The 23,023-nt window shown below is 70.2% G+C and carries 13 protein-coding genes and 1 pseudogene; 8 read left to right on the forward strand and 6 right to left on the reverse strand.

The window, feature by feature from the left end:
* Positions 1–270 precede the first annotated feature (270 nt).
* The gene (locus H2Q94_RS13780; protein WP_243795180.1) at positions 271–1,218 is read right to left on the reverse strand and encodes an alpha/beta hydrolase; all 948 of its coding nucleotides are present in this window, start codon (positions 1,216–1,218) and stop codon (positions 271–273) included.
* A gap of 111 nt (positions 1,219–1,329) precedes the next feature.
* On the opposite strand from H2Q94_RS13780, the gene H2Q94_RS13785 reads away from it, so the two are divergent.
* Positions 1,330–1,923, forward strand: a complete 594-nt coding sequence (locus tag H2Q94_RS13785) for a TetR/AcrR family transcriptional regulator (RefSeq protein WP_243795181.1) — start codon at positions 1,330–1,332, stop codon at positions 1,921–1,923.
* A gap of 132 nt (positions 1,924–2,055) precedes the next feature.
* Here H2Q94_RS13785 and H2Q94_RS13790 read toward each other — a convergent pair whose 3' ends face one another.
* A complete protein-coding gene (locus H2Q94_RS13790; protein WP_243795182.1) occupies positions 2,056–3,879 on the reverse strand; it encodes a rhamnogalacturonan lyase in 1,824 nt (607 codons plus the stop codon).
* A 270-nt stretch (positions 3,880–4,149) separates the two neighbouring features.
* Here H2Q94_RS13790 and H2Q94_RS13795 point away from each other — a divergent pair, with 270 nt between their 5' ends.
* A complete protein-coding gene (locus H2Q94_RS13795) occupies positions 4,150–5,271 on the forward strand; it encodes a MerR family transcriptional regulator (protein WP_243795184.1) in 1,122 nt (373 codons plus the stop codon).
* 65 nt (positions 5,272–5,336) lie between these two features.
* On the opposite strand, the gene H2Q94_RS13800 is transcribed toward H2Q94_RS13795, so the two are convergent.
* The 3 genes from H2Q94_RS13800 to H2Q94_RS13810 are packed head-to-tail and all read right to left on the reverse strand — an operon-like array spanning position 5,337 to position 8,229.
* Positions 5,337–5,960 carry a LutC/YkgG family protein gene (locus H2Q94_RS13800; protein ID WP_243795186.1) on the reverse strand — a complete coding sequence of 208 codons (624 nt, stop codon included), beginning with the start codon at positions 5,958–5,960 and terminating at the stop codon, positions 5,337–5,339.
* Complete coding sequence (locus H2Q94_RS13805; RefSeq protein WP_397545458.1) at positions 5,957–7,465, reverse strand: LutB/LldF family L-lactate oxidation iron-sulfur protein; 1,509 nt, start codon at positions 7,463–7,465, stop codon at positions 5,957–5,959. Before H2Q94_RS13805 ends, H2Q94_RS13800 begins: the two co-directional genes overlap by 4 nt.
* Entirely contained in the window at positions 7,462–8,229 is a 768-nt protein-coding gene (locus H2Q94_RS13810; protein WP_243795188.1) for a (Fe-S)-binding protein, read from the reverse strand. The genes H2Q94_RS13805 and H2Q94_RS13810 overlap by 4 nt, the downstream gene beginning before the upstream one ends.
* 137 nt (positions 8,230–8,366) lie before the next feature.
* On the opposite strand from H2Q94_RS13810, the gene H2Q94_RS13815 reads away from it, so the two are divergent.
* The 6 genes and pseudogenes from H2Q94_RS13815 to H2Q94_RS13835 all read left to right on the forward strand — a co-directional run bounded on the left by H2Q94_RS13815 (position 8,367) and on the right by H2Q94_RS13835 (position 21,504).
* Positions 8,367–9,074: a FadR/GntR family transcriptional regulator gene (locus tag H2Q94_RS13815; protein ID WP_243795190.1), complete on the forward strand. Its 708-nt coding sequence runs from the start codon at positions 8,367–8,369 to the stop codon at positions 9,072–9,074.
* A 143-nt stretch (positions 9,075–9,217) separates the two neighbouring features.
* Positions 9,218–10,357: an alpha/beta hydrolase family protein gene (locus H2Q94_RS13820; RefSeq protein ID WP_243795192.1), complete on the forward strand. Its 1,140-nt coding sequence runs from the start codon at positions 9,218–9,220 to the stop codon at positions 10,355–10,357.
* A 451-nt stretch (positions 10,358–10,808) separates the two neighbouring features.
* A pseudogene (locus H2Q94_RS30960) lies at positions 10,809–19,172 on the forward strand (type I polyketide synthase); the annotation flags it as partial.
* A complete protein-coding gene (locus tag H2Q94_RS30665) occupies positions 19,085–19,993 on the forward strand; it encodes an alpha/beta fold hydrolase (protein ID WP_309501160.1) in 909 nt (302 codons plus the stop codon). The pseudogene H2Q94_RS30960 and the gene H2Q94_RS30665, both read left to right, overlap by 88 nt.
* Positions 19,983–20,699 (forward strand): phytoene desaturase family protein, encoded by a 717-nt coding sequence (locus H2Q94_RS13830; RefSeq protein WP_243795195.1) that lies wholly within the window; start codon positions 19,983–19,985, stop codon positions 20,697–20,699. The genes H2Q94_RS30665 and H2Q94_RS13830 overlap by 11 nt, the downstream gene beginning before the upstream one ends.
* Before the next feature lie 4 nt (positions 20,700–20,703).
* Positions 20,704–21,504, forward strand: coding sequence for an MDR family NADP-dependent oxidoreductase (locus tag H2Q94_RS13835; RefSeq protein ID WP_243795197.1), 801 nt, complete (start codon positions 20,704–20,706; stop codon positions 21,502–21,504).
* Positions 21,505–21,765: 261 nt separating this feature from the next.
* Here H2Q94_RS13835 and H2Q94_RS13840 read toward each other — a convergent pair whose 3' ends face one another.
* A complete protein-coding gene (locus tag H2Q94_RS13840; RefSeq protein WP_243795200.1) occupies positions 21,766–22,947 on the reverse strand; it encodes a cytochrome P450 in 1,182 nt (393 codons plus the stop codon).
* Positions 22,948–23,023 lie beyond the last annotated feature (76 nt).

Genomic DNA, 23,023 nt, shown 5'->3' on the forward strand with positions numbered 1-23,023 from the left:
TCAACGGTCGCAACCTCGTTCTTGATCTCCGGCCCGTCGAAGTCGCGCAGCCACCGGTCGGGCTGGATGAGGGAGGTCCGAGCCGAACAGGACCTCGTGCCGCGGCACCGGATTCGCGGCGCGCACCCGCTGCGGCGGGAGGTGCTTCGGTGACCGGCCCGACCGGTCGATGCAGACGGCCCACTTCGCCCGGCTACCGCCGGAGCTCGTGCAGAACCTCCGAAAGGCGTTGCGCGACATCGCTTTCCCGGCCAGCGCCTCGGCGGCGGTTCACGTCGGGTTCGGGGTGGTCGTGAGGTGGGTTCGGATGTGGTCGGCGACCAGCTCCACGCACTCGCGCAGCACTGCGGCACCGGTGGCGGGCTGTGCGGCGAAGCCGTGGTCGCACCCCTCGAAGCCGCGGTGCGTCACCGCTGCTCCTTCGGCCGCGACGCGTTCGACGAACCGCTCGATCTGCGGGGTGAGCGTGTCGTGCTCGGCGCTGAGCACGAGCAGGGGCGGCAGCGCCGCCGTGATGTCGGGGTCGAGCAGAGGTGACGCCAGCGGGTCGGTCCGGCGTTCGGCGTCGACGAAGTAGGTGTCCCTGATCAGCCGGACGATGCGCGGGTTGATCTGCGGCGCGGGCAGTGCGGACGTGTAGTCACGCGGGGCAATGGTGGCGTCGACCATCGGGACGAGCGTCGCGGCGGCCCGGACCGGTGGCCCGTCCGCCCGGTGTGCCAGCTGGAGGGTCGATAAGGCGAGCTTGCCGCCCGCGCTCGCGCCGCCCAGGCTGATCCGATCGCCGTCCCAGCCCATGGCGTCGCCGGAGCGCGCGACCCAGGTCAGCACGTCGAAGCACTGTTGCTCTGCGACCGGGAATCGGACGTGCGGGGCGGTGCTGTAGTCGATGTTGACGACGACCGCGCCGACCTCGGCCGCGAGGTAGGTGGTGAAGAAGTCGTCCTGGCGCGGATTGGTGATGATGAAGCCGCCGCCGTGGATGTTGATGTGCACGGGTGGCCGGCCGGCCGCCAGCGGGGCGTCCGGGTGCGGGCGGTGGATGAAGCACCGGACCGGGCCGTGCCGGGTGGGGACGCGGAGGACTTCGGGCTGGGCGATCGTCCGCTCGGTGAGCGCGATTCGGGGCGGCCGCGCGAAGGCGGTGATGGCGAACTTGACGGCGGCCGCCCGGATCCAGTCCAGCGGTGCGACGCGGGTCGGTTCTGCTGCCTTCAACTTCGGTCGCCCTTCGTGGTTCCGGTTCGTTGCCGTCGGCCGGAGGGTGCTGCAAGGGTCCGATCGGCCTCCCGTTGCACTCTGCATGGCCACAGTGCAACAATGCACTCCATGTCCAAAGAGTGCAAGTTGCACGAGCGGCGGGCGTTGATCCAGCGCGCGGCGTGCGAGCTCGTCATCGCGCACGGCTTCGACGGTTTCACGATGGCCGACCTCGCCGAAGCGGCCGACATGAGCCGCCGCACCCTGTTCAACCTGCTCGCGGACAAGACCTCGGCGGTGCTCGGACCCGACGAACCCCCGTCCGGGCCGGAGATCGACGCTTTCGAACGCGGTGGCCCCACCGGTGTGCTGTACGAGGATCTGGCGATCACGGTCCACGCCGCCATGGCCGAGCTCTCCGAGCGGCAAGGGGTGAGCGACGAGCGCCGGTTGTTCGAGAGAGCGGTCGCGTCCGACTCGAAGCTGTTCGGATTGCTGCTCGGCAGGGTCGAGCGGATCGTCGGGTTCGTCACCGACATGATCTGCCGCCGCGAAGGATGGCCGGCCGACGACCTCAGAGCGCGGGCGCTCGCGACGTCGCTGCTGGCGCTGACCCAGCTCGCGTTCGCCGAACTGGCCCAGCGCGGGGGCGAGACATCGTTCGGTCAAGTGCTCACCGACGTGCTCACGGCCTTCACGGACACCTTGCCGAGCCGGGGCTGATCGGATTCTCGTTCCACGGCACCGATTCCGGCGCCGCTGAACGGGCCGTTCGCTCATCTCGCGGGCGAACGGCCCGTTCTGGTGCTCGCGCGGCACCCCTGCGGTCGGCGACCCGGCCGGGCCTGACCTGGGTCAGGGCAGCGGCCCGGCCTCGCCGCGCGTCGCGGTGTCGGCACCGAGGTCGTAGCTCGGGTGCGGCGGCTGGTTGTAGGCGGTGTTCTGCCAGGCGACGGCCAGCCGGTACTGCCGGTCCTCCATGAGGCTGGGCAGGCTCAGCTCGGTCGGCTCCGTCGTGCTGAAGATCCGCAGCGCGCTGCTGTCCTCGGTGCGGTAGACGACTTCTTCCCGCCAGTCGCCCAGCAGATCAGCGGACAGCGCCGGAGTCGCCTTGGTGCCGTTGTTCGAGGCGACGCCCTCGAAGTCCTGAAGGCGTTGCTCGCCGTCGCCCGTGTACTTGTCGACGTGCGTGTCGTCGAGGAGCTCGCGGGTCGCGTCGCCGTCCCACCAGACCAGGAAGTTCATCGAGCCCGGTGCGGGGCCGATCTCCTCGCCCGCGGAGTTGAGCAACTGGTCGCCCGCGGCCGACCAGTACTCGGCACCTGGGTTGTCCGCCCAGATGTCCCCGGCGACGCCCCGTCCGTTGTCCCCGGCCGGTTCGGTCTCCCAGAGGATCTCGCCGGTGGCCGCGTCCGCGAGCCACGATCCGGGCTGGTCGGAGTTCTCGTCGACCTTGAACACCTCCAGCCCCTCGTTGTCCGGGGCGAAGGCGCCGACGTGCAGCGCGTCGCCGTGACCGTAGCCGGTGTTCCACAGCGGCGTGCCGTCGTCGTCGAGGGCCAGCGAGCCGTAGATGATCTCGTCGCTGCCGTCGCCGTCCACATCGGCCACCGACAGGTTGTGGTTGCCCTGCCCGGCGTACTGCTCGCCCGCTTCGTCGCTGTCGAACGTCCACAGTGGAACCAATTCGCCACCGCTGAAGTCCCACGCGGTGATCACGGTGCGGGTGTAGTAGCCGCGCGCCTCGATCAGGGCGGGCTTGTCGCCGATCTGCGCGGTGGCGGCGAGGAAGCGGTCCGCGCGGTTGCCGGTGTCGTCTCCCCAGTCGCTCACGGTGCCGCGCGGCGGCAGGTAGTCGGTGGTGTGCAGGGCCGCGCCGGTCTCCCCGTCGAACATGGTGAGGAATTCGGGGCCGTCGAGCACGTAACCGTTCTCGTCGCGATGATCGGCGTCCGCGTCGCCGATGGCGGTTCCCGCGCCGTCGACGGTGCCGTCGGCGGTCTTCATCGCGACCTCGGAGCCGCCGTCGCCGTCGTAGTCGTAGACCTGGAACTGGGTGTAGTGCGCGCCGGCGCGGATGTTGGGTCCGAGGTCGATCCGCCACAGCAAGGTGCCGTCGGCCTGGTAGGCGTCGACGATCTGATGGCCGGTGTAGCCGCTCTGCGAGTTGTCCTTGGAGTTCGACGGATCCCACTTGACGACGTACTCGTACTCGCCGTCGCCGTTGAGGTCGCCCACGCTGACGTCGTTGGCGCTGTAGGTGTACTCCGTGCCGTCGGGCGTGGTGCCGCCGTCCGGGATCTGCAGCGGGACGTCGAGGTGATCGGCGTCGAACGGCCGTGCCTGCGATGCGGCCATCGTCGAGCCGCCGGGGTCCGCGGGTACCACGGTGTAGCGGGCATCGGGCGGTGCGCCCGCGTCGAAGAAGCCGGTGGAGCCGGTCAGCGGGCTCGTCGTCAGCTCGGTGCCGTCGCGGTACACGTCGAACGCGATCCCGGCGGGATCGGAGCCCAGCAGCCGCCACGAGACGAAGTTGCCGTCACCGGACCTGATGCTGACGGCCGCTCGATTCGCCTCGGGTGGTGCCGCCGCCGCGTTCGGCAGCGGCGAGCTGATCGGGAGCAGGGCGGCGGCCAGCAACGGAAACAGTGCACGGCGCCGGGATCGGGGATTGTTCACCCTGAATAATTCCATTGAGGACGGTGCCAATCATGTCGAGGGTGCCTCGTCGCACCCCGGTCGGATGGAGCAGTCCCGCGCTCGTCGAATGGAAGCTTGGTAAGCGCTTTCCGGAGCCTAGGTTCGGGCGCCCGGGGCTGGCAAGGGTGATCGTCGCCGCCTGGCGCAAAACCGCCTCGAAGCGGCCACCTGCGGCGATGTGCGCCGCCGGACGGACCACGCCGCGCGATCGTCGGAGTGCGTCCATGCCGCGGATGGAGCAGGAGTGCGATGACCGGGTCACCAGGCGCGTTCTCGGTTCGGGTTCCGGTGCGCGCCGTGCACGACGATGATCAAGATGCGGGGCGAGGGGAGCTTTCCGGCGAGCAGCGGTCGGTGCTTGAGGCATTTTTCGGCATCGGCGCGGTGGATGGGGTTGCACCTTCCGTAGCGGCATGTGGTCCGGTGGACTTACGCGCCGATGTTCTTGAGGAAAGGTCCCCGCTCATGCATTCGTCTTTCATGCCACCCCGTCAGGTCAAGATCGGTGACGCGGCGGCCTTCGTCGGCACCACGCCGCGGGCGATTCGCCATTACCACGAGATCGGCCTGCTGCCCGAGCCTGAGCGGGGCGGCGATGACCGCCGCCGCTACGGGTACGAGGACATGATCCGCTTGCTGTGGATTCGCAAGATGGCCGACGCCGGGATCGCCCTGGACGACATCCGTGACGCCTTCACCACCGGCACGGCTGCCGCCGGTGCGGACAGCGAAGAAGGTATCGGGGGCACTCTGGAGCGGTTGGAGGAAACCCTCGCCGAGCAAGAGGCGGAATTGCGGCGGCAACGGACCGCCGTGCAGCGGATGCGCACCGAAGGCAGCCGGATGGGCCTGCTCTCCGACTTCGTCACCGGACGCCTCAAGAACCTGCCCGAGGGCTCCCTGCGTCAGGCGGACCTGGACAGCCTGCTGGTCACCGAGCGGGTCTTCGGCCCGCTCGGCGCGGCCACCCAGGCCACCCGCTTCGTCGCCCTGGCCGCGCACCCCGCTCTGCGGGAGGATTCCGATCGCATCGATGACGCCGAGGAGGCCCTCGATGACAGCGTCGCCGTCGATGATCCACGGGTGGCTCAAGTGGCCGTTGAGCGGCACGCCTTCGAAAGCGCCCTGCAGGCCGTCATCGAGGAGTCCGGCCTGGATGAGGACGACGATGCCCTCTTCGACGCTTGGGACGCCGTGCACCCTGCGACCGCCGACGACGGCGAGGACGACCTCGGCTCTGGCAGGCGGGCGGCCGACTCCATGAGCGTGTTCGAAGCCACCGGCAAGATGCCCTACGACTTCTCGCCGGCCCGCCTGCGCTGTGTGGAACTGGCGCAAGAGCTATCCGCCCAAGACTCACCCGCTACCTGAAACACGGCCTGGGCGAAGCGCTCAGTGCCCATTGTGGATGGTCCGGTGCGACGGCGGGTCCGCGTTCAGCTGTCCAGCACCAGGACCACGTGCAGGGTGCGAGGACCGTGCACGCCCTCGACCCGGTCCAGTTCGATGTCCGAAGTCGCCGACGGTCCGCTGATCAGCGTGGTCGGCCGGGTCGGTTCGAGCCGCGCCACGGCCTCGGGGACGCCCGCGACCACCGAGGACAGCGCCACCACGCACACGTGCAGGTCCGGAACCAGCGTCAGCGCGCGCCGTCCCCGGTCGGAGAACCCGTCGAGGAAGATCGTCCCCGTCTCGGCGCAGGCCACCGCCGACCCGGTGACCACGCCGTCCAGCTCGTCCAGCCGGGCGGCGGGAATGTCGGCGGAGTCGACCAGGACCTCGCCGCCGAACTCGGCGACCCACCCGCGGTCGAGCGCCGCCGGGATCCCGATGCGGGTCGCGTCTCCCAGCGCTGCGGCGATGGTGGTCGCGGCATCGGCGGCGACGCACTGGTGCACCGTGGCCCGGTAGTCCTCCAGGCGGTCCACCAGCAATTCCCGTTTCTGCTCGGCGGGCAGTTCGCGATCGCGGCGGTACTCACGAGGCACCCGCACCGCTGGGGGAGGGGCGATCGCGAGCGCGTCGTGCACCCGGCTCAGCACGGTGTCGCGGGCGTTCATCGCCTGCCCCCTTCGCGGTGCGCGTCGTCGATGGCGGCCCGGCCTTCGGAGGAATCCCACCACTGCCGGAAGGTCTGCTTCGGCGGAACCGGCAGATCCCGCGCGGAGGTCCAGGCGTTGCCCGGCGGCGGCAGCGTCCGGATCCGCCCGCCACGGCCGAGCAATCGGCCCAGCTGCGCCGCGCGCTGCGCCGCCGTCCACCGCCCGGACGTGGACATCGCGGCGGACGCGGCTTTCATCATCAGCTGTTCCGCGCTGAAATGGGCCTCTTCGACGTGTTGGTGGCGCAGTTCCACCAGCAGCGACGGAATGTCGATCTTCACCGGGCAGGCGTCGAAGCACGCCCCGCACAGGCTCGACGCGTACGGCAGCGAGGAGTTCGGATCGCTCCCGCCGGTGTCCATCCCGGCGAGCTGCGGCGTCAGCACCGCGCCGATCGGCCCCGGATAGGTCGACCCGTAGGCGTGCCCGCCGGTCCGCTCGTACACGGGGCACACGTTCAGGCAGGCCGAACACCGGATGCAGTGCAGCGCCTCGCGCCCCACCTCGTCGGCGAGCGTCGCGGTGCGGCCGTTGTCCAGCAGCACCAGGTGGAATTCGCTCGGCCCGTCGTGCGGTGCCACTCCGGTCCACATCGAGGTGTACGGGTTCATCCGCTCGCCGGTGGAGGAACGCGGCAGCAGCTGCAGGAACACCTCCAGGTCCGCGTAGGTGGGGATCAGCTTCTCCAGCCCCATCACGGTGATCAGCGTCTGCGGCATGGTCAGGCACATCCGGCCGTTGCCCTCGGACTCCACCACCGACAACGTGCCCGTTTCGGCGACGCCGAAGTTCGCCCCGGAGATCGCGACCCGAGCCCGCACGAACCGCTCCCGCAGGAACCGCCGCGCCGCGTCGGCCAGGTGCGTCGGATCGTCGTCCAGGTCGGGATCGACGCCGGGCATGGAGCGCAGGAAGATCTCGCGGATCTCGGAGCGGTTGCGGTGGATCGCGGGCACCAGGATGTGCGACGGGCGGTCCTCGCCGAGCTGCACGATCAGCTCGGCCAGGTCGGTCTCGATCGCGGTGATCCCCTCGGTGGCGAGGTGCTCGTTGAGCCCGATCTCCTGGGTGGCCATCGACTTGACCTTGAGGGCCTCGTCGGCACCGGTGTCTTTGACCAGGCGGGTGACGATCGCGTTCGCCTCGGCGGCGTCGCGCGCCCAGTGCACCTGCCCGCCGCGCGCGATCACGGCCTGCTCGAACTGTTCGAGCAGCTCCGGCAACCGGCTCAGCACGTCGCGCTTGATCGCCGCGCCCGCCGAGCGCAGCTGTTCCCAGTCGGGCAGCTCGCCGGTCACCTGCACCCGCTTGTCCCGGATCGTGCGGGTGGCCTTGCCGACGTTGCGGCGCATCTGGGTGTTGGCGAGTTCGGTGCGGGCCGCGGCCGGGAACGACTCGGCGCCGCGCAGGTTCCCGGAACCGCGCGGGGGAGCGGCGGGCATGCCGAGGAAGGTGCCGCTCATGCGAGTGCTCCCTGCTTCGGGCTGATGGCGTGTTCGGTCGAGGCGAGGATTTCGGCGAGGTGCAAGGTCCCGATGCCGGTCTGCAGCCGGGACAGCCCCCCGCCGATGTGCATCAGGCACGAGGAGTCCCCGGCGGTGCAGAACTCGGCTTCGGTGCCCGCGACGTTGCGCAGCTTGTCCGAGAGCATCGCGGTCGAGGTGTCGGCGTTCTTGAGCGCGAAGGTGCCGCCGAATCCGCAGCACTGGTCGGCCTCGGGCAGTTCCACCAGGTCGATCTCGCGCACCGCGCGCAGCAGCTGCAGCGGCTTGTCCCCGACCCGCAGCATCCGCAGTGAGTGGCAGGTGGGGTGATAGGTCACCCGGTGGGGGAACGTCGCGCCGACGTCGACCACGCCGAGCACGTCGACGAGGAACTCGGCGAGTTCGTAGGTCTTCGCGCGGGACCGCTCCACCTGGTCGCGCAGCGCGGGAGTGCCGAAGCGCTCGGCGACGATGTGGTGCTGGTGGCGGATCGAACCGGCGCAGGAGCCCGAGGGCACGATCACGGCGTCGATCGACTCGTCGGCGAAGCAGGCCGCGTGGTTGTCCACCAGCGGCAGCGCTTCGCGCTGGTAGCCGGTGTTCACGTGCATCTGCCCGCAGCAGGTCTGCTCCGGCGGGAACACGACCTCCTGGCCGAGCCTGCTCAGCAGCAGTGCGGTGGCCTTGACCGCGTCGGGGAACAGCGTGTCCCCGAGGCAGGTGGCGAACAGGGCTACCCGCATGCGTCGAACTCCCTTCGGAGGTGTGGTCTGACCACACCGTAACCGGAGTTGGGTGTTCCGGGAACGGGAGGTGGCCGTCGCACGAGCGTTGCGCGGGTGCGCGGTGCCCGCAACGCGTGCGCCGATAGGCTCGGGCCGTGGCGAACGCGGGGCCGCGGGCATGGGAACGGGTGCTCGCACAGATCGAGGACGACCTGCTCAATGGCCGGATCGCGCCCGGCCAGCGGCTTCCCGGCGAGCGAGCGCTGGCCGAGGAGCTCCAGGTGGGGCGTTCGTCGGTGCGCGAGGCGATGCGCGTGCTCGAGGCGCTCGGGCTGCTGCGCGCGCAGACCGGATCCGGCCCGGACGCGGGCGCGGTGATCCTGGCGCGGCCCACCGGCGGCATGAGCGCGCTGCTGCGGCTGCAGGTCGCCGGGCAGGGCTTCCAGGTGCGCGATGTGGTGCGGACCAGGCTCGTGCTGGAGACGGCCTCGGTGACCGAGCTGGCCGCCGCCACCGAGCCCGTCGATCTCGTGGCGGCGGCGGAACTGCTCGACGCGATGGACGACCCCGACCTGGCCGCGTCCGAGTTCCTGGCGCTCGACGCCCAGTTCCACCTGTCCCTGGCGCAGGCCACCGGCAACGAGGTGATCGCCGCGATGATGTCCGGCCTGCGGGACTCCATCGAGAACTACACCCGCGAGACCCTGCCGCTGCTGCGGTCGTGGGAGGACACCTCGGCGCGGCTGCGCGTCGAACACCGCGCGGTGCTCGACGCGATCCGATCCGGCGATGGCGCGGCGGCCGGCGGGCGGATGACGGCGCACATCAAGGGCTATTACGCCGACGGCGGCCTGTCCCTGTAGCCGGGAGGTCCCCCGACCGTGGGTTTCCGGGTCGGCCTCGGCGATCTCAGTGATGTCCCCGAGGTTCGGCACCGGTCTGACCCCCCAGAGTGATGATCGGCCCGTCGGCCGGCGGGTCACGTCGCAAGCCGGGGAGAAGTCGTATGGGCAAGTCCGCCCGCGTCACCGGTGCGGTCATGGGGGCCGCGCTGCTGACGCTCACCGTTGCGCCAACGGCGGCGGCCGAAGCGCCGCGATCCGATCCGCCCGTGCTCGCCCTGCCCGCGCCGACGGGGCCGGCGCCGGTGGGCTCCGGCACGGTGCACCTGCGCGACGAGTCTCGGCAGGACCCGTGGGTGCCCGCGGTCGAACGCGAACTCATGGTCACCCTCTGGTATCCGGCGACGGAGCCGGCGGGTGAGCCCACCCGCTACGTGACTCCGGAGGAATCGAGGCTGTACCTGGAGTTGCAGGCCGAACACGGCGGACGCCCCATCGAGCCCGCCGAGATCCTGAGCACGGTCCGCACCCACGCGAAAGTGGGGGCTCCGGCACTGCGCACTCCGGACGGGCATCCGCTCGTCGTGCTGTCCCCGGGGTTCTCGTGGCCGCGGGCGACGCTGAGCGGGTTGGGGGAGGAGCTCGCCAGCCGTGGCTACGTCGTGGCGTTGATCGGGCACAACCACGAATCCGCGGGAACGGCGTTCCCCGACGGCCGGGTGACCGAATGCGTGGCGTGCGAGGTGCAGGACATGCCGAGAGTGGTCCGCACCCGCAGCGATGACGTGCGGTTCGTGCTCGACGAGCTGGTCGGCGACCCTCGGTTCGGCGAGCTCATCGATGAGCGGCGGATCGGCATGGTCGGCCACTCCGTCGGTGGCGCGAGCGCGAGCGCGGCGATGGTGGCGGACTCGCGGATCGACGCGGGAGTGAACCTCGACGGCACCTTCTTCGAGCCGCTGAGCAGCGAGATTCGCCGCCCATTCCTGATGTTCGGCGCCGGTGTCCACGGTCCCGGCGGCGTGGACGGTTCGTGGGACGCCACGTGGGAGCACCTGAGCGGGTGGAAGCGGTGGATCACGCTGAACGGTTCGGGCCACGGGTCGGCGACGGACCTGAGCATGCTGGTCGACCAGTACGGCATCCGGTATCCCGGTGAGCCGTTGCCGGGGGCGCGCGGCGCCGAGCTCGGCAACCGCTATGTCACGGCGTTCCTCGACCAGCACCTGCGCGGGCAGGCCCGGCCGATCCTGGACGGCCCGACCGAGGAGAACCCGGAAGCGCTGTTCTGGCACCACGAGTGAGCTGAAGCGCGCAGTGGCCCCGGCCGGGATCGGCCGGGGCCTCGATCGTCGTCGGGGACCGCACCGATCCGGCGATGACGGGAGAGCCGTCGTGGACGCGCGGAGCCCTCATTTCGTTGCACGGCAGGGAGAATCCGTCCGAGTGCGGCGTCGTCGTGGTCCCGGATTCGTTGTGCGGAGTCGGCGAAATTCCCCCGAGTGCCAGAAATGTCATTCGAATGGAAACACTCTGAAGAACTAGTTAATCACTCTTACGGGTAACGACTAAGGGGAGGGGTGGCTAGCGTTTTTTCTGCTCCATAACATCGATTCGGAAACGCCGGTGGGGGAGTTGCTCAGCGGGTGTCATATTCCTGAACTGACGCCGACTGTCTTGAGGGTGTAGAGAATCGATGGCCACGGTTGACGAAAATTTCGCGAACGACGGAAAAATTGCAATCATCGGAATTGGTTGCCGATTACCGGGCGGGGTATCGGGGCCGGGAGATTTCTGGCGCAACCTCGCCGAAGGCAAGGACTGCATCACGCCGACCCCGCCGGATCGCTACGACATCGGTACCCTGAGCAGCAGAGAGTACGCCAAGGCGGGCAGGCTGGTCGGCGGACGCGGTGGCTACATCGACGGATTCGACGAGTTCGATCCGGCGTTCTTCGGCATCAGCCCGCGCGAGGCGGCGCACATGGACCCGCAGCAGCGGAAACTGTTGGAGGTCGTGTGGGAGGCACTGGAAGACGGCGGTCAACGGCCCGCTGAACTGGCCGGTCAGAATGTCGGTGTCTTCGTCGGCGCGTTCACGCTCGACTACAAGATCCTGCAATTCGGTGACCTGGATTTCGAAACCCTGGCCGTGCACACCGCGACCGGGACGATGATGACGATGGTGTCGAATCGGATTTCGCACAGCTTCGATTTCCGGGGGCCGAGCGTCTCGATTGACACCGCGTGCAGTTCCTCCCTGGTTTCCACGCATCTGGCGTGCCAGAGCCTGTTGCGCGGCGAGAGCAGCCTCGCGCTGGTCGGCGGGACATCGCTGAACCTGGCCCCGCAATACACGATCAGCGAGACCAAGGGCGGCTTCTTGTCGCCCGAGGGCCGCTCGCGCACCTTCGACGCCGCCGCCGACGGCTACGTCCGCGCCGAAGGCGTGGCCGCGGTGGCGCTCAAGCGGCTGACCGACGCCGAGCGGGACGGGGACCCGATCTACGCGGTGATCACCGGAACCGGCGTGAACCAGGACGGCCGGACCAACGGCATCACGGTGCCGGACCAGAACCGCCAAGTCGAACTCATCGAACAGGTCTGCGCCGCCGCGGGGATCACGCCGGGCGACCTGCAGTACGTGGAGGCGCACGGCACGTCCACCCCCGTCGGCGACCCGATCGAGGCCAACGCGCTCGGTCGCGCCCTGTCGGTGGGGCACCGGGAAGGCGCCGAGCGCTACGTGGGCTCGGTCAAGACGAACATCGGGCACACCGAGGCGGCCGCGGGAGTCGTGAGCCTGATCAAGGTCGCGCTTTCGCTGCGCCACCGGCGGATCCCGCCGCACATCAACCTGCGGACCGCGAACCCGGCGATCGACCTGGCGACCCTGCCGTACCGCATCCCCCGGGAACTGACCGTGTGGCCCGAACACGAAGGGCCGGCGCGAGCCGGGGTGAACTCGTTCGGCTTCGGCGGGACCAACGCGCACGTGGTGGTCGAGCAGGCGCCGGTCGGTGCGGCGATCGAGGAGACCGCGGCGGCGCACGGCGTGCTGCCGATCAGCGCACGCGACGAGGACGCGCTGCGGCGGCGGGTCGAAGGGATCCGCGCCGCACTCGAGGACCCCGAACTCGACCGCACCGCACTCCGCGACCTCGGCTACACCCTCGCGCGCCGCCGCCAGCACCAGGCGGCGCGGCTGGCGGTCGTGCACGACTCGGCGGCTTCGCTGCGCGAACGCCTCGACACCTACCTGCGCGGCGAAGCGGACGCCCGGGTGGTGGTGGACCACCCCCGCGACACCGGCGGCGTGGTGTGGGTGTTCACCGGCATGGGGCCGCAGTGGTGGGCGATGGGACGGGAGCTGATGGACGCCGAACCCGTCTACCGCGAGGCGATCGAGCGGTGCGACGCCGAGATCCGCGCCTTGGCAGGCTGGTCGCTGCTCGATGAACTCCGCGCCGGGGAGGCGGAGTCGCGGATGGGCGAGACCTGGCTGGCACAACCGGCGAACTTCGCCGTGCAGGTCGGGTTGTCCGCCCTGTGGCGCCACCACGGCGTGCGCCCGGACGCGATCGTCGGGCACAGCACCGGTGAGATCGCCGCGTTCTACGAGGCCGGGGTGTACACGCTGCGCGACGCGGTCACGGTCGCGATCCACCGGAGCCGCCTGCAGCAGAAGCTCGTCGGCACCGGAACGATGCTCGCGGCGGGCCTGCCCGAGGACGAGGCGCTGCGCCGGATCCTGCCGCACGGCGACCGGGTCTCGGTGGCCGCCGTCAACGGCCCGGCCACGGTCACGCTGGCAGGCGACGAGGACGTGCTGCTGGGGCTCGCCGCCGAGCTGGAGGCGGAGCGGATCTTCGCCCGGATGCTCGACGTCCGGGTGCCGTACCACAGCGCGCGGATGGACCCGATCAAGGACGAGCTGCTGTCCTCGCTGTCCGGGATCCGGCCGCGAGAGGCGCAGGTACCGCTCCACCTGACCGGCATGGAGGCGGTCGCGCACGGACCCGAGCTGGACGCGGACTACTGGTGGCACAACGTCCGCGACAGCGTCCGCTTCCGCCCCGCGATCGATCGGCTCGTGGACGACGGGCACCGCGTGTTCCTGGAGATCGGACCGCACCCGGTGCTGTCGCACCCGGTCCGGGAATGCTCGGCGGACAAGCAGATCGACGTGACGACGCTGCCGTCGATCCGGCGCAGGGAGGCCGAGGTCGAGCGCTTCCTGACCTCGCTGGCGGCGCTGCACGCCCGGGGCGTGGACATCGCCTGGGACCGGCTGCACCCGGCCGGGCGGGTGGTGGCGCTACCGCCCTACCCGTGGAAGCGGGACCGCTACTGGACCGAGCCCGACTCGGTCGCGCAGGTCCGGCTCGGCAGGCTCGACCACCGGCTGCTCGGCCGCCGGCTGTCCACCGCGGAGCCCGCGTGGGAGTCGAAGCTCGACATCGAGGCGCTGCCGTACCTGGCCGACCACCGCATCCAGGGCAACGTGGTGTTCCCCGCGGCGGATACGTCGAAATGGTGGTGCAGGCGGTCCGCGCGATGACCGGCGGCAGTCGCGTCGGGCTGGCGGACCTCGAACTCCGGAAGGCCTTGTTCCTCGCGGAAGGAGAGACCAGCAAGGTCCAGCTGGCCTTCTCGGGCGAGCACGCGACGTTCACCGTCGCGACGATGACGGGCGACGAGCGCCGGGCCGTGCACGCGACCGGTGTCGTCATCGCAGGCGACGCACGGCACGGCCCCGCCCCGGATCTCGACGCGCTGCGCGGCGGTCACCGGCGGCACCTGGATCGGACGGCCTGCTACGCGGCGCTGGCGAGCGCCGGCTACGAGTACGGGCCTGCGTTCCAGGCGATCGAGGAGGTGTGGATCGGGCAGGACGAGGCACTCGCCCGGATCAGCCCGCCCGAACAAGTCGGAGACGCCGCCGACCACCACGTGCACCCCGTGTTGCTGGACGCCTGCTTCCAGACCTTGCTGACCCCGGAAGTGCTGCGCGCCGACGGTCCCGGTACCGGGATCCGGCTGCCGCTGTCCATTGCGGAGCTGCGGCTCGACGAGGTCGGCGACCGGCCGATCTGGGTGCACGCCACGGTCGTCGAGCGCGACGGCGCGAACCTGGTCGGCGACCTCGCGCTGTACGCGGACGACGGGTCGCCGCTGGGCAGGGTCAGCGGATTCCGCGCCGGTGACGTCGAGCAGGCGTCGACGACGCTCGCCCGCGCCACGATCGACAACTGGCTGGCCGAGCTCGCCTGGCGGCCGGTGCGGATCGACGATCCCGGCAGCGGGCACGGCCGCTGGCTGGTGTTCGCCGACCGGCGGGGAGTCGCCGCCGAGCTCGCGGAACGGATCGCCGACGACGGCGGTACCTGCCACCTCGTGCGTCCGGGGCCGGAATACCGGACCGGATCGGCGGAAACGACGGTCGATCCGGCCGAACCGGGCCATTTCCGGCGCCTGTTCGAGGATGTTGACGATGCACCGTTCGATCACGTCGTGCACCTGTGGAACCTGGAGGTGCCCGCGCTCGACGGGATCGGCCGGGACGAGTCCGAGGCGCATGCCGACCTCGGCGGCTACTCGCTGATCGCGCTCGCGCAGGCCTTGCAGGAGCGGCGATCCGCGGCCGAGCTGCACGTGGTCACCCGGGGCGCGCAAGCGGTCGCCGACGAGGACGTGGTGGAGCCGCTGGGCGCACCGGCCTGGGGGATCGGCCGGGTGCTGCGGCAGCAGGAGCCGGTGGGCGAGCACGGCAAGCTGATCGACCTCGACCCCGGCTCCACCGACGCCGCGGCGGACGCGGCCGACGTGCTGCGGGTGATCTCCGCGCCCGCCGAGGACGAGATCGCGGTGCGCGGCACCGAGTTCCGTTGCGCCCGCCTGCGTCCGGCGGAGGCGCTGTCGGGGTCGCTGCCGCTGCGGCTGCGCGTGGACGGCGACTACCTGGTGACGGGCGCGTTCGGCGCACTCGGCCGGTTGCTGTGCCGCACGCTGGTCAAACGCGGCGCGCGGCGCCTCATCCTGGTCAGCCGATCCGGCCTGCCGGAGCGCGCTCGGTGGCGCGAGGTCGATCCGGCCGGCCGGGACGGGCGCAACATCCGCTTCGTCCGCGAGCTGGAGGCGCTCGGCGCGCACCCGGTCATCGCCCGGCTCGACATCACCGACGAGGCCTCCCTGGTGGCGTGGCTCGCCGAGCACCGGCTCGCCGAGTCCCAGCCGATCCGCGGCGTGTTCCACCTGGCCGGACACCTCCAGGACAAGCTCGTGTCCGATATGGACCGATCGGCCTATCGCGCGGTGCACGACCCCAAGGTCGTCGGAGCGCGGATGCTGCACCGGCATCTGCGGGACGAGCCGCTGGAGCACTTCGTGCTGTTCGCCTCGATCGCCTCGTTGCTGACCACCGCGGGACAGACGAACTACGCGGCGGGCAACGCGTTCCTCGACGCGCTGGCCCACCACCGGCGCGCTCGCGGGCTGCCCGCGTTGAGCATCGACTGGGGGCCTTGGGCGACCGGCATGATCGAGGAGCAGGGGCTCGTCGAGCACTACCGCAACAGCCGAGGCATGAGCTCGCTGTCCCCGGACGGCGGGATGGCGGTGCTGGAGCGGATCATCGGCCAGCGCCACGCCCAGTTGGTCGTCGCGACCGTCGTCGACTGGCCGACGTTCCTGTCCTGGTATCCGGTCGCGCCACCACTGGTCGCGGAGCTGGCGGCCGCCGCCGACGACGGAAACCCGGCCGAGGACGGCGGATTCCTCGACGTGTTCCGCGCCGCCGAGCCCGAGCGGCGCCGGAGCCTGCTGACCGAACGTTTCACCGCGCTGGTCGCGAACGTGCTCCGGGTGTCACCGGACGCGGTGGCCGAGGACGGTGGGCTCAACGCGCTGGGCCTCGACTCGATGCTCGCGATGGAGCTGCGCGCCCGGATCAGCACCGAGCTCGGCGTCGCGCTGCCCGTGGTGGCGCTGCTCGGGAACACCCCGGTGCACGAGCTGATCGAGCAGGTGCACACCGAACTGGCGGATGCCGCCGGCGGCTCGGGCGTCGACGAGGCGGTCATGGAGGTGTTCCGCGACGAGCACAGCCATCCGCTCACGCAGAACCAGAAGGCGTTGTGGTTCCTCAAACAACTGCACCCCGACGGCTTCGCCTACAACATCGGCGGCGCCGTGGAGGTGCGCGCCGAGCTGGACCCGGAGCTGCTGTCCGAGGCGTTCGCGACCTTGGTGGCGCGACACCCGAGCCTGCGGGCGAACTTCGTGCTCGACGGCGGCGCACCCGTGCAGCGGATCGCACCGGAGGCCGAACCGGACTTCGCCGTGTTCGACGTCCGCGGCCAGGACTGGGACGAGATCCACGCCAAGATCGTCGAGGAGTACCGCAAGCCCTACGACCTGGAACGCGACCCGCTGATCCGGTTCCGGCTGTTCCAGCGGGAACCCGACCGGTGGGTGCTGGTCAAGGCCGTGCACCACATCATCTCCGACGCCATTTCCACCTTCACCTTCATCGAAGAGCTGCTGGCCTGCTACGAGGGATCGCGCCGCGGCGAGCCCGCCGAACTGCCACCGGTGCCCGCGACCTACCTGGACTTCCTCAACCGGCAGAACCGATTCCTGGCCGGGCCGGAGGCCGAACGCATGCTCGGCTACTGGCGTTCCCACCTGCCGGAGCAGGTGCCGGTGCTGAACCTGCCCACCGACCGGCAACGGCCCCTGGTGCAGACGCACAACGGTGCCTCCGAGTTCTTCGTCCTGGACACCGCGCTGAGCGCCCGGGTGCACGAGCTCGCCCGCGCGCACAACGTGACTCCGTTCGTGGTGCTGCTCAGCGCGTACTACCTGCTGCTGCACCGGTATTCCGGGCAGGAGGATGTGATCGTCGGCAGCCCCGTCACGGGCCGCACCGCGCAGGAGTTCGGTTCGGTGTACGGATACTTCGTCAATCCGCTGCCGTTGCACGTGAATCTCGGTGACGACCCGTCGATCGCGGGGCTGCTGGACCGGGTGCGGGCCACCGTGCTGGGCGGGCTGGACAACCAGGAATATCCGTTCGTGCTGCTCGTGGAGCAGCTGGGCCTGCAGCACGATCCGAGCCGGTCGGCGGTGTTCCAGGTGATGTTCATCCTGCTGCACCACAAGGTCTCCGCCGAGCAGTACGGCTACCGGCTCGACTACGTCGAACTCCCCGAGGAGGAAGGCCAGTTCGACATCACGCTGTCGGTGTACGAGGACGAGGCCGACCAGCGCTTCCACTGCGTGTTCAAGTACAACACCGACCTGTTCCGGCCCGAGACCATGCGGCGGCTCGCCGGGCACTACACGAACCTGCTCGAGTCGCTCGCCGTCGAACCTCCCGCGCGGCGGGTCGGCGAGCTGCCGATGCTGGACGGACCGGAACGCGAGCGGATCCTCGACGAGTGGAGCGGCGCGGGCGGTGAGAGCACCCCGCACGTCCCGGTGCACGAGCTGATCACCGCCGCCGCGCGCCGCGATCCCGGAGCGCTCGCGGTGTCCGTGCCCGCCGAGGACGGCTCGGTGCGGCGGCTCACCTACGGCGAGCTCGACGCGGGTTCCCGAGCGCTGGCGCGCGGGCTCCGGGAACGCGGGGTCGGCGAGGGTGCGGTGGTCGCGGTGTGCCTGGACAAGTCACCGGAGCTGATCACGGCCGTGCTGGCCGTGCTGCGCTCCGGGGGCGCCTACCTGCCGCTGGACCGGGAGCACCCGGCCGACCGGCTCACCTACATGGCGCGGCACGCGGGCGCGGTCCTCGTGCTCACCGACGAGGCGGGCCGGGCTCGGCTCGCCGGCCTGGACGGTGTGGTGACGGCCGCCGAGCTCGACTCCGCCGACGGCGCGGACGTCGACGCAGGCCCGGTCGATCCGGAAGCTCCCGCTTACGTCTGCTACACGTCCGGATCGACCGGGCTGCCCAAGGCCGTTGAGGTCAGCCACCGCAACCTCGCCTCGGCTTACGCGGCGTGGCACCGGGAATACGGCCTCGGGGAGGACGTCCGGGTTCACCTCCAGGCGGCGAGCTTCGCCTTCGACGTGTTCACCGGGGACCTGGTGCGGGCGTTGTGCTCCGGCGGCACCCTCGTGCTGGCGAGCCGCGAGCTGCTGCTCAACGCGGCGCTGCTGCACCGGACGATGGTGCGGGAGGGGGTGGACTGCGCGGAGTTCGTTCCCGCACTGGTGCGCGGGCTCATGGAGCACTGCGAGAGTCGCGGCGCGCGGCTGGACTTCATGCGCCTGCTCGTCGTCGGCTCCGATGTCTGGAAGGTCGAGGAGTACCGGCGGCTGCGCGAGCTGTGCGGCCCGGGCACTCGAGTGGTCGGCTCCTACGGGGTCACCGAGGCCACCATCGACAGCAGCTACTTCGAAAGCCCGGTCGACGGGCTGGAACCCGGCAGGCCGGTCCCGATCGGAACACCGCTGCCCAACAGCACCTGCTACCTCCTGGACGGGCAGGGGCGGCCGGTTCCGGAAGGCGTCACCGGCGAGTTGTGGATCGGCGGCGAGGGGGTGGCGACCGGCTACCGCGACGACCCCGAGCAGACCGCCGAGCGGTTCCGCACGATCGCGCCCCACGGGCGGCCGGTGCGCTGCTACCGCACGGGCGACCTGGCGAAGTGGGACGAGCGGGGCGCGATGCACCTGCTCGGGCGGGCGGATTCCCAGGTCAAGGTGCGCGGACACCGCATCGAGATCGGTGAGATCGAGTCGCGGCTGGCGGAGTGGCCCCAGCTCAAGGAAGCCGTCGTCGTCGCGCACCGGGACCCCGGTGGGGACTCCGCGCTGTGCGCCTACTGCGTTCCGGCGGAGGGTGCGGTGCTGGACCACCGGAAGCTGCGCGGTCACTTGGCCGAGCACCTGCCGACGTTCATGCTCCCGGCGCACTTCGTCGAGCTGGCGGCACTGCCGCTGACGGTCAGCGGCAAGATCGACCTGGAAGCCCTGCCCGCTCCGGTCGCGGCCACGAGCCGACCACGACCCTGTTCGAGGAGCGGATGGCCGAGCACTGGAAGTCGCTGCTCGGCTTGGACGAAGTCGGCCTGCGGGACGACTTCTTCGAACTCGGCGGGAGTTCGATCAAGCTGATCGAGCTGATCCATCACGTGCAGGCCGAGTTCGACATCACCGTGGCGGTCGGCGAACTGTTCAAGACCACCACGTTGCACGGCGTGGCCAAGACGGTGGAGCACGTCATCACCGGGCGGCTGCCCGGATCCCAGCCGTACGTGCGGTTCAACGAAGGCCGGGGCGAGCCGGTGTGCTGCTTCCCGCCCGTCGGCGGGCACGGCCTGGTGTACCGCCGATTCGCCGCGCAGCTGCCCGGGCACGAACTGCTGGCGTTCAACCACATTCCCGGTGCTGACAAGATCGCCCGCTACGCGGACCTGGTCGAGTCGCTCCAGCCCGACGGTCCCTGTCTGCTGCTCGGCTACTCGCTCGGCGGGAACCTCGCGTTCGAGGTGGCGGGCGAGCTGGAAGACCGCGGACGCGAGGTGCGGCGAGTGATCATCATCGATTCCTACCGCATCGCCAGGGCGTTCGAGGTCGACGCCGAACGGCTGGCGACCTTCGAGCGGGAGCTCGTGGAGCACCTGCGCAGGCACGCCGGAACCGACGTGCTGGCGCTGGAAACCCGTGAGCAGGCCCGGGAATACCTGGAGTTCTGCGGCCGCAACCCGAACCGCCGGGTGATCGACGCGCCGATCACGGTGCTCTGCGACCCGGACAACGCGGCCGTCCACCTCTCCGGTGCGGAAGGAGCCTGGCACGACCGGTCCCGGCTGGGCACCAGGGTGCTGCGCGGATCCGGGACGCACGCCGAGATGCTCGACGGCGTGCACGTGGCCGCGAACGCGGAGCTGGTGCGCGAACTCCTCGTCGGGGGTGAGGCGGATGTCGCGTGAGGCCGCGACGAGCCGGCCCAGCGTCATCATCGTCGGCGGCGGGCTCGCCGGGCTCGCCGCGGGCTGCTACGCGCAGATGAGCGGGATGCGGAGCACCGTGCTGGAAAGGCACGTGCTGCCCGGTGGTTGCTGCACCGCCTGGGGACGAGACGGCTACATCTTCGACTACTGCATCGAGTGGTTGCTCGGCACCGCCGCCGGCAACGAGGCCAATCAGGTGTGGCGAGAACTCGGCGCGCTGGACGGAAAGGAGATCACCAATTTCGAGATGTTCAACCGGGTCGTGGGCGCCGACGGGCGTTCGGTGACGTTCTACAACGACCCGGATCGGCTCGAACGGCACTTGCTGGAGGTGTCGCCCGCCGATGCACCGGTGCTCCGGTCGTTCTGCCAGGACCTGCGCCTGTTCCTCGAAGCCGACTTGTTGTCCTTCCTGACTCCGCCGTCGTTGCGCACGGCCCGGGAGGAACGCGAAGCGGAGATCAAGGCGGCTCCGGTGCGCTCGGTGCTCGAACGGACCAGTGCGACGCGGCTGGAGGACTTCACGGCCCGGTTACGAGATCCGTTGCTGCGCCGGGCATTCCCGAACATCTTCTTCCAGGACCACGAGTCCTTCCCGCTGCTGCCCTATCTGCTCAACATGGCGGCGGCTAACCACGGCAACGCGGGCGTCCCGCAGGGCGGATCGTTGGGGCCAGGTCGGTGACCTGGTGCAGGGCTGGGGCGGCTGGCGCAGCCACTCCATCGGCAACGGTGCGCCCGATCAGATCTGGACCGGCCGGTCCTTCCTGGTGTTCCCGCCGTATCGCAAGCTGGAGCGGGGGCATTACGACGAGGCGCTGCCGCTCTCCTCCGCATTGGGCGTCCTGGGCGGGTCGGGCATGACCGCGTGGGGCACGATGACGAAGTTCCTCGACGTGCGTCCCGGGAACGTGGTGCTGGTCAGCGGTGCGTCCGGTTGCGTCGGCTCGCTGGTGGGCCAGCTGGCGAAGCGAGCGGGCGCGGCCCGCGTGGTGGCGACGACGTCCTCGCCGTCGAAGGAGCAGTACCTGCGCGGCCTCGGGTTCGACGAGGTGCTGGTGTACCGGCACGGTGACTCGTTCGAGCAAGTGCGGGCAGCGCTGCGCGAGGCAGCCCCGGACGGTGTGGACCGCTACTTCGACAACCTCGGCGGTGCGATCACCGACGCGGCTTTCACCATGCTCAACATCGACGGCAAGGTGGCGGTGTGCTGGCAGTGGGGCCACCAGATCGCCTCCGACGACGTCGGTCCGAGGCTACTGCCGATGATCATGTATCCGCGCGCCACCATCCGCGGGATCTACGCGATGGAGTGGTTCACCGCCGACAACTGGGCGGCACTGCGCGAGGAACTCGGTGGCCTGATCCGCAGCGGCGAAATCCGCAGCGACCAGACGGTCTTCCACGGGATCGACGCCATCCCGGAGGCCTACCGGAGCCTGTACCGAAACGACTCCGGCAATCGCGGCAAGGTGCTGGTCGAGCTCTGACCCGAGGATCCGCGTCCTGCCACGGGCAGGACGCGGATCACCGGTCAAGGGGTGATCTGGTATCTCGTCGTCTTGTCGGCGGCGAAGCCGCGGAGCAGCGACCAGCCAGAGCAAAAGACCACCGCCGGGTTCTCAGCGGCCTTCTCGCGAGGACGGCATTCTCCCTCGTGTCGAAGCCACTTGGGAAAATGATCCCGCAGCGAGGAAGCCGCTGAGGTTCCGCTGAGCGCCCCACTACGCTGGCCACTCGGAGCAGACCATCTACCAGTCGACCGGGAGGTGGTGTACTCCGTAGTTCACGGCCGCGGAGCGCAGCGGTATTTCCTGGGCCGGTACCGCCAGCCGCAGCCCCGGGAATCGTTCGAGCAGTCCGGAAAGCCCGGCGCGCAGCTCGATCCGGGCCAGTTGCGCGCCCAGGCAGTGGTGGATGCCGTGCCCGAACGCGAGGTGCCCGTTCGCCGGCCGCAGCAGGTTCAGCTGGTCCGGGTCGGGGAACTGCCCGGGATCGCGGTTGGCCGCCGACAGCGACAACGTGACCAGCTCGCCCTGCCGGATGGTTTCGCCGTGGAACTCGACGTCCTCCAGCGCCGTGCGGGTCGTGCCGTACTGGTTGATCGTCAGGTACCGCAGCAGTTCCTCGACCGCCGTGGTGATCGCCGAAGGGTTCTCGCGGAGTGCGGCGAGTTCCGCCGGGTGGGCCAGCAGGGCGTAGGTGGCGAGCGCGAGCATGTTCGCGGTCGTGTCGTCCCCGCCGGTGATCAGCATCGCGCTCATGGTCGTGATCTCTTCGTCCGAGAGCTCCGCGTCGGCGATGAGCGCGCTCACCAGGTCCTCGCCCGGATCGGTCCGCTTGCCGCGCACTCGCTCGTGCAGTTCCTCCCACAGTCGCGACCAGGCCTGCCCGGCTTCCTCCGGGTCCACGTCGAGCATCAGCAGCGCCTCGGTCGTCGCCCGCACCGAGGCGCGGTCGAGGTCCACTCCGAGCAGGTCGCGGATCACTTGGAAGGCGATCGGGCTCGCGAAGGTCTCGACCAGATCGACGGGGCCGCCCTTCTCGGCCATCGCGTCCAGCCGTGCGGTGACGATCTCCTCCACCACGGGCTCCAGCTGCCGCATCCGACGGTGCGCGAACGCGGACGAGAGCTTGCGGCGGTACCAGGTGTGTTCGGGCGGGCCGAGGACGCTGAACAGGCCGGGAGGCGCCTCCACCTCCTGCCGGTTCTGCTCCGCCGGACCGCGCAGCAAATCGATGCGAGAGCTGAAGCGCTGGTCGAGGAGCAGTTCGCGAACCAGGTCGTAGCCGGTCACCAACCAGCCCAGCGCTCCGTCGGGATGGTGCATTCTGGCCAGCGGCCGGTCGGCGCGAAGCTCGCTCAGCCCGTCGTGCGGGTCGAACGGGTCACTGCGGGTGGTGGGGTGCTCGACCGGCTGCGCGCTGGTCATCTCGGGTTCCTCGCTGTTCGGCCGGATGCGATCGACTGACACTCCTCCATGATTCGCACCGTTCGGGCCGGTGTCA

The sequence above is a fragment of the Saccharopolyspora gloriosae genome (assembly GCF_022828475.1).
Lineage (GTDB): Bacteria > Actinomycetota > Actinomycetes > Mycobacteriales > Pseudonocardiaceae > Saccharopolyspora_C > Saccharopolyspora_C gloriosae_A.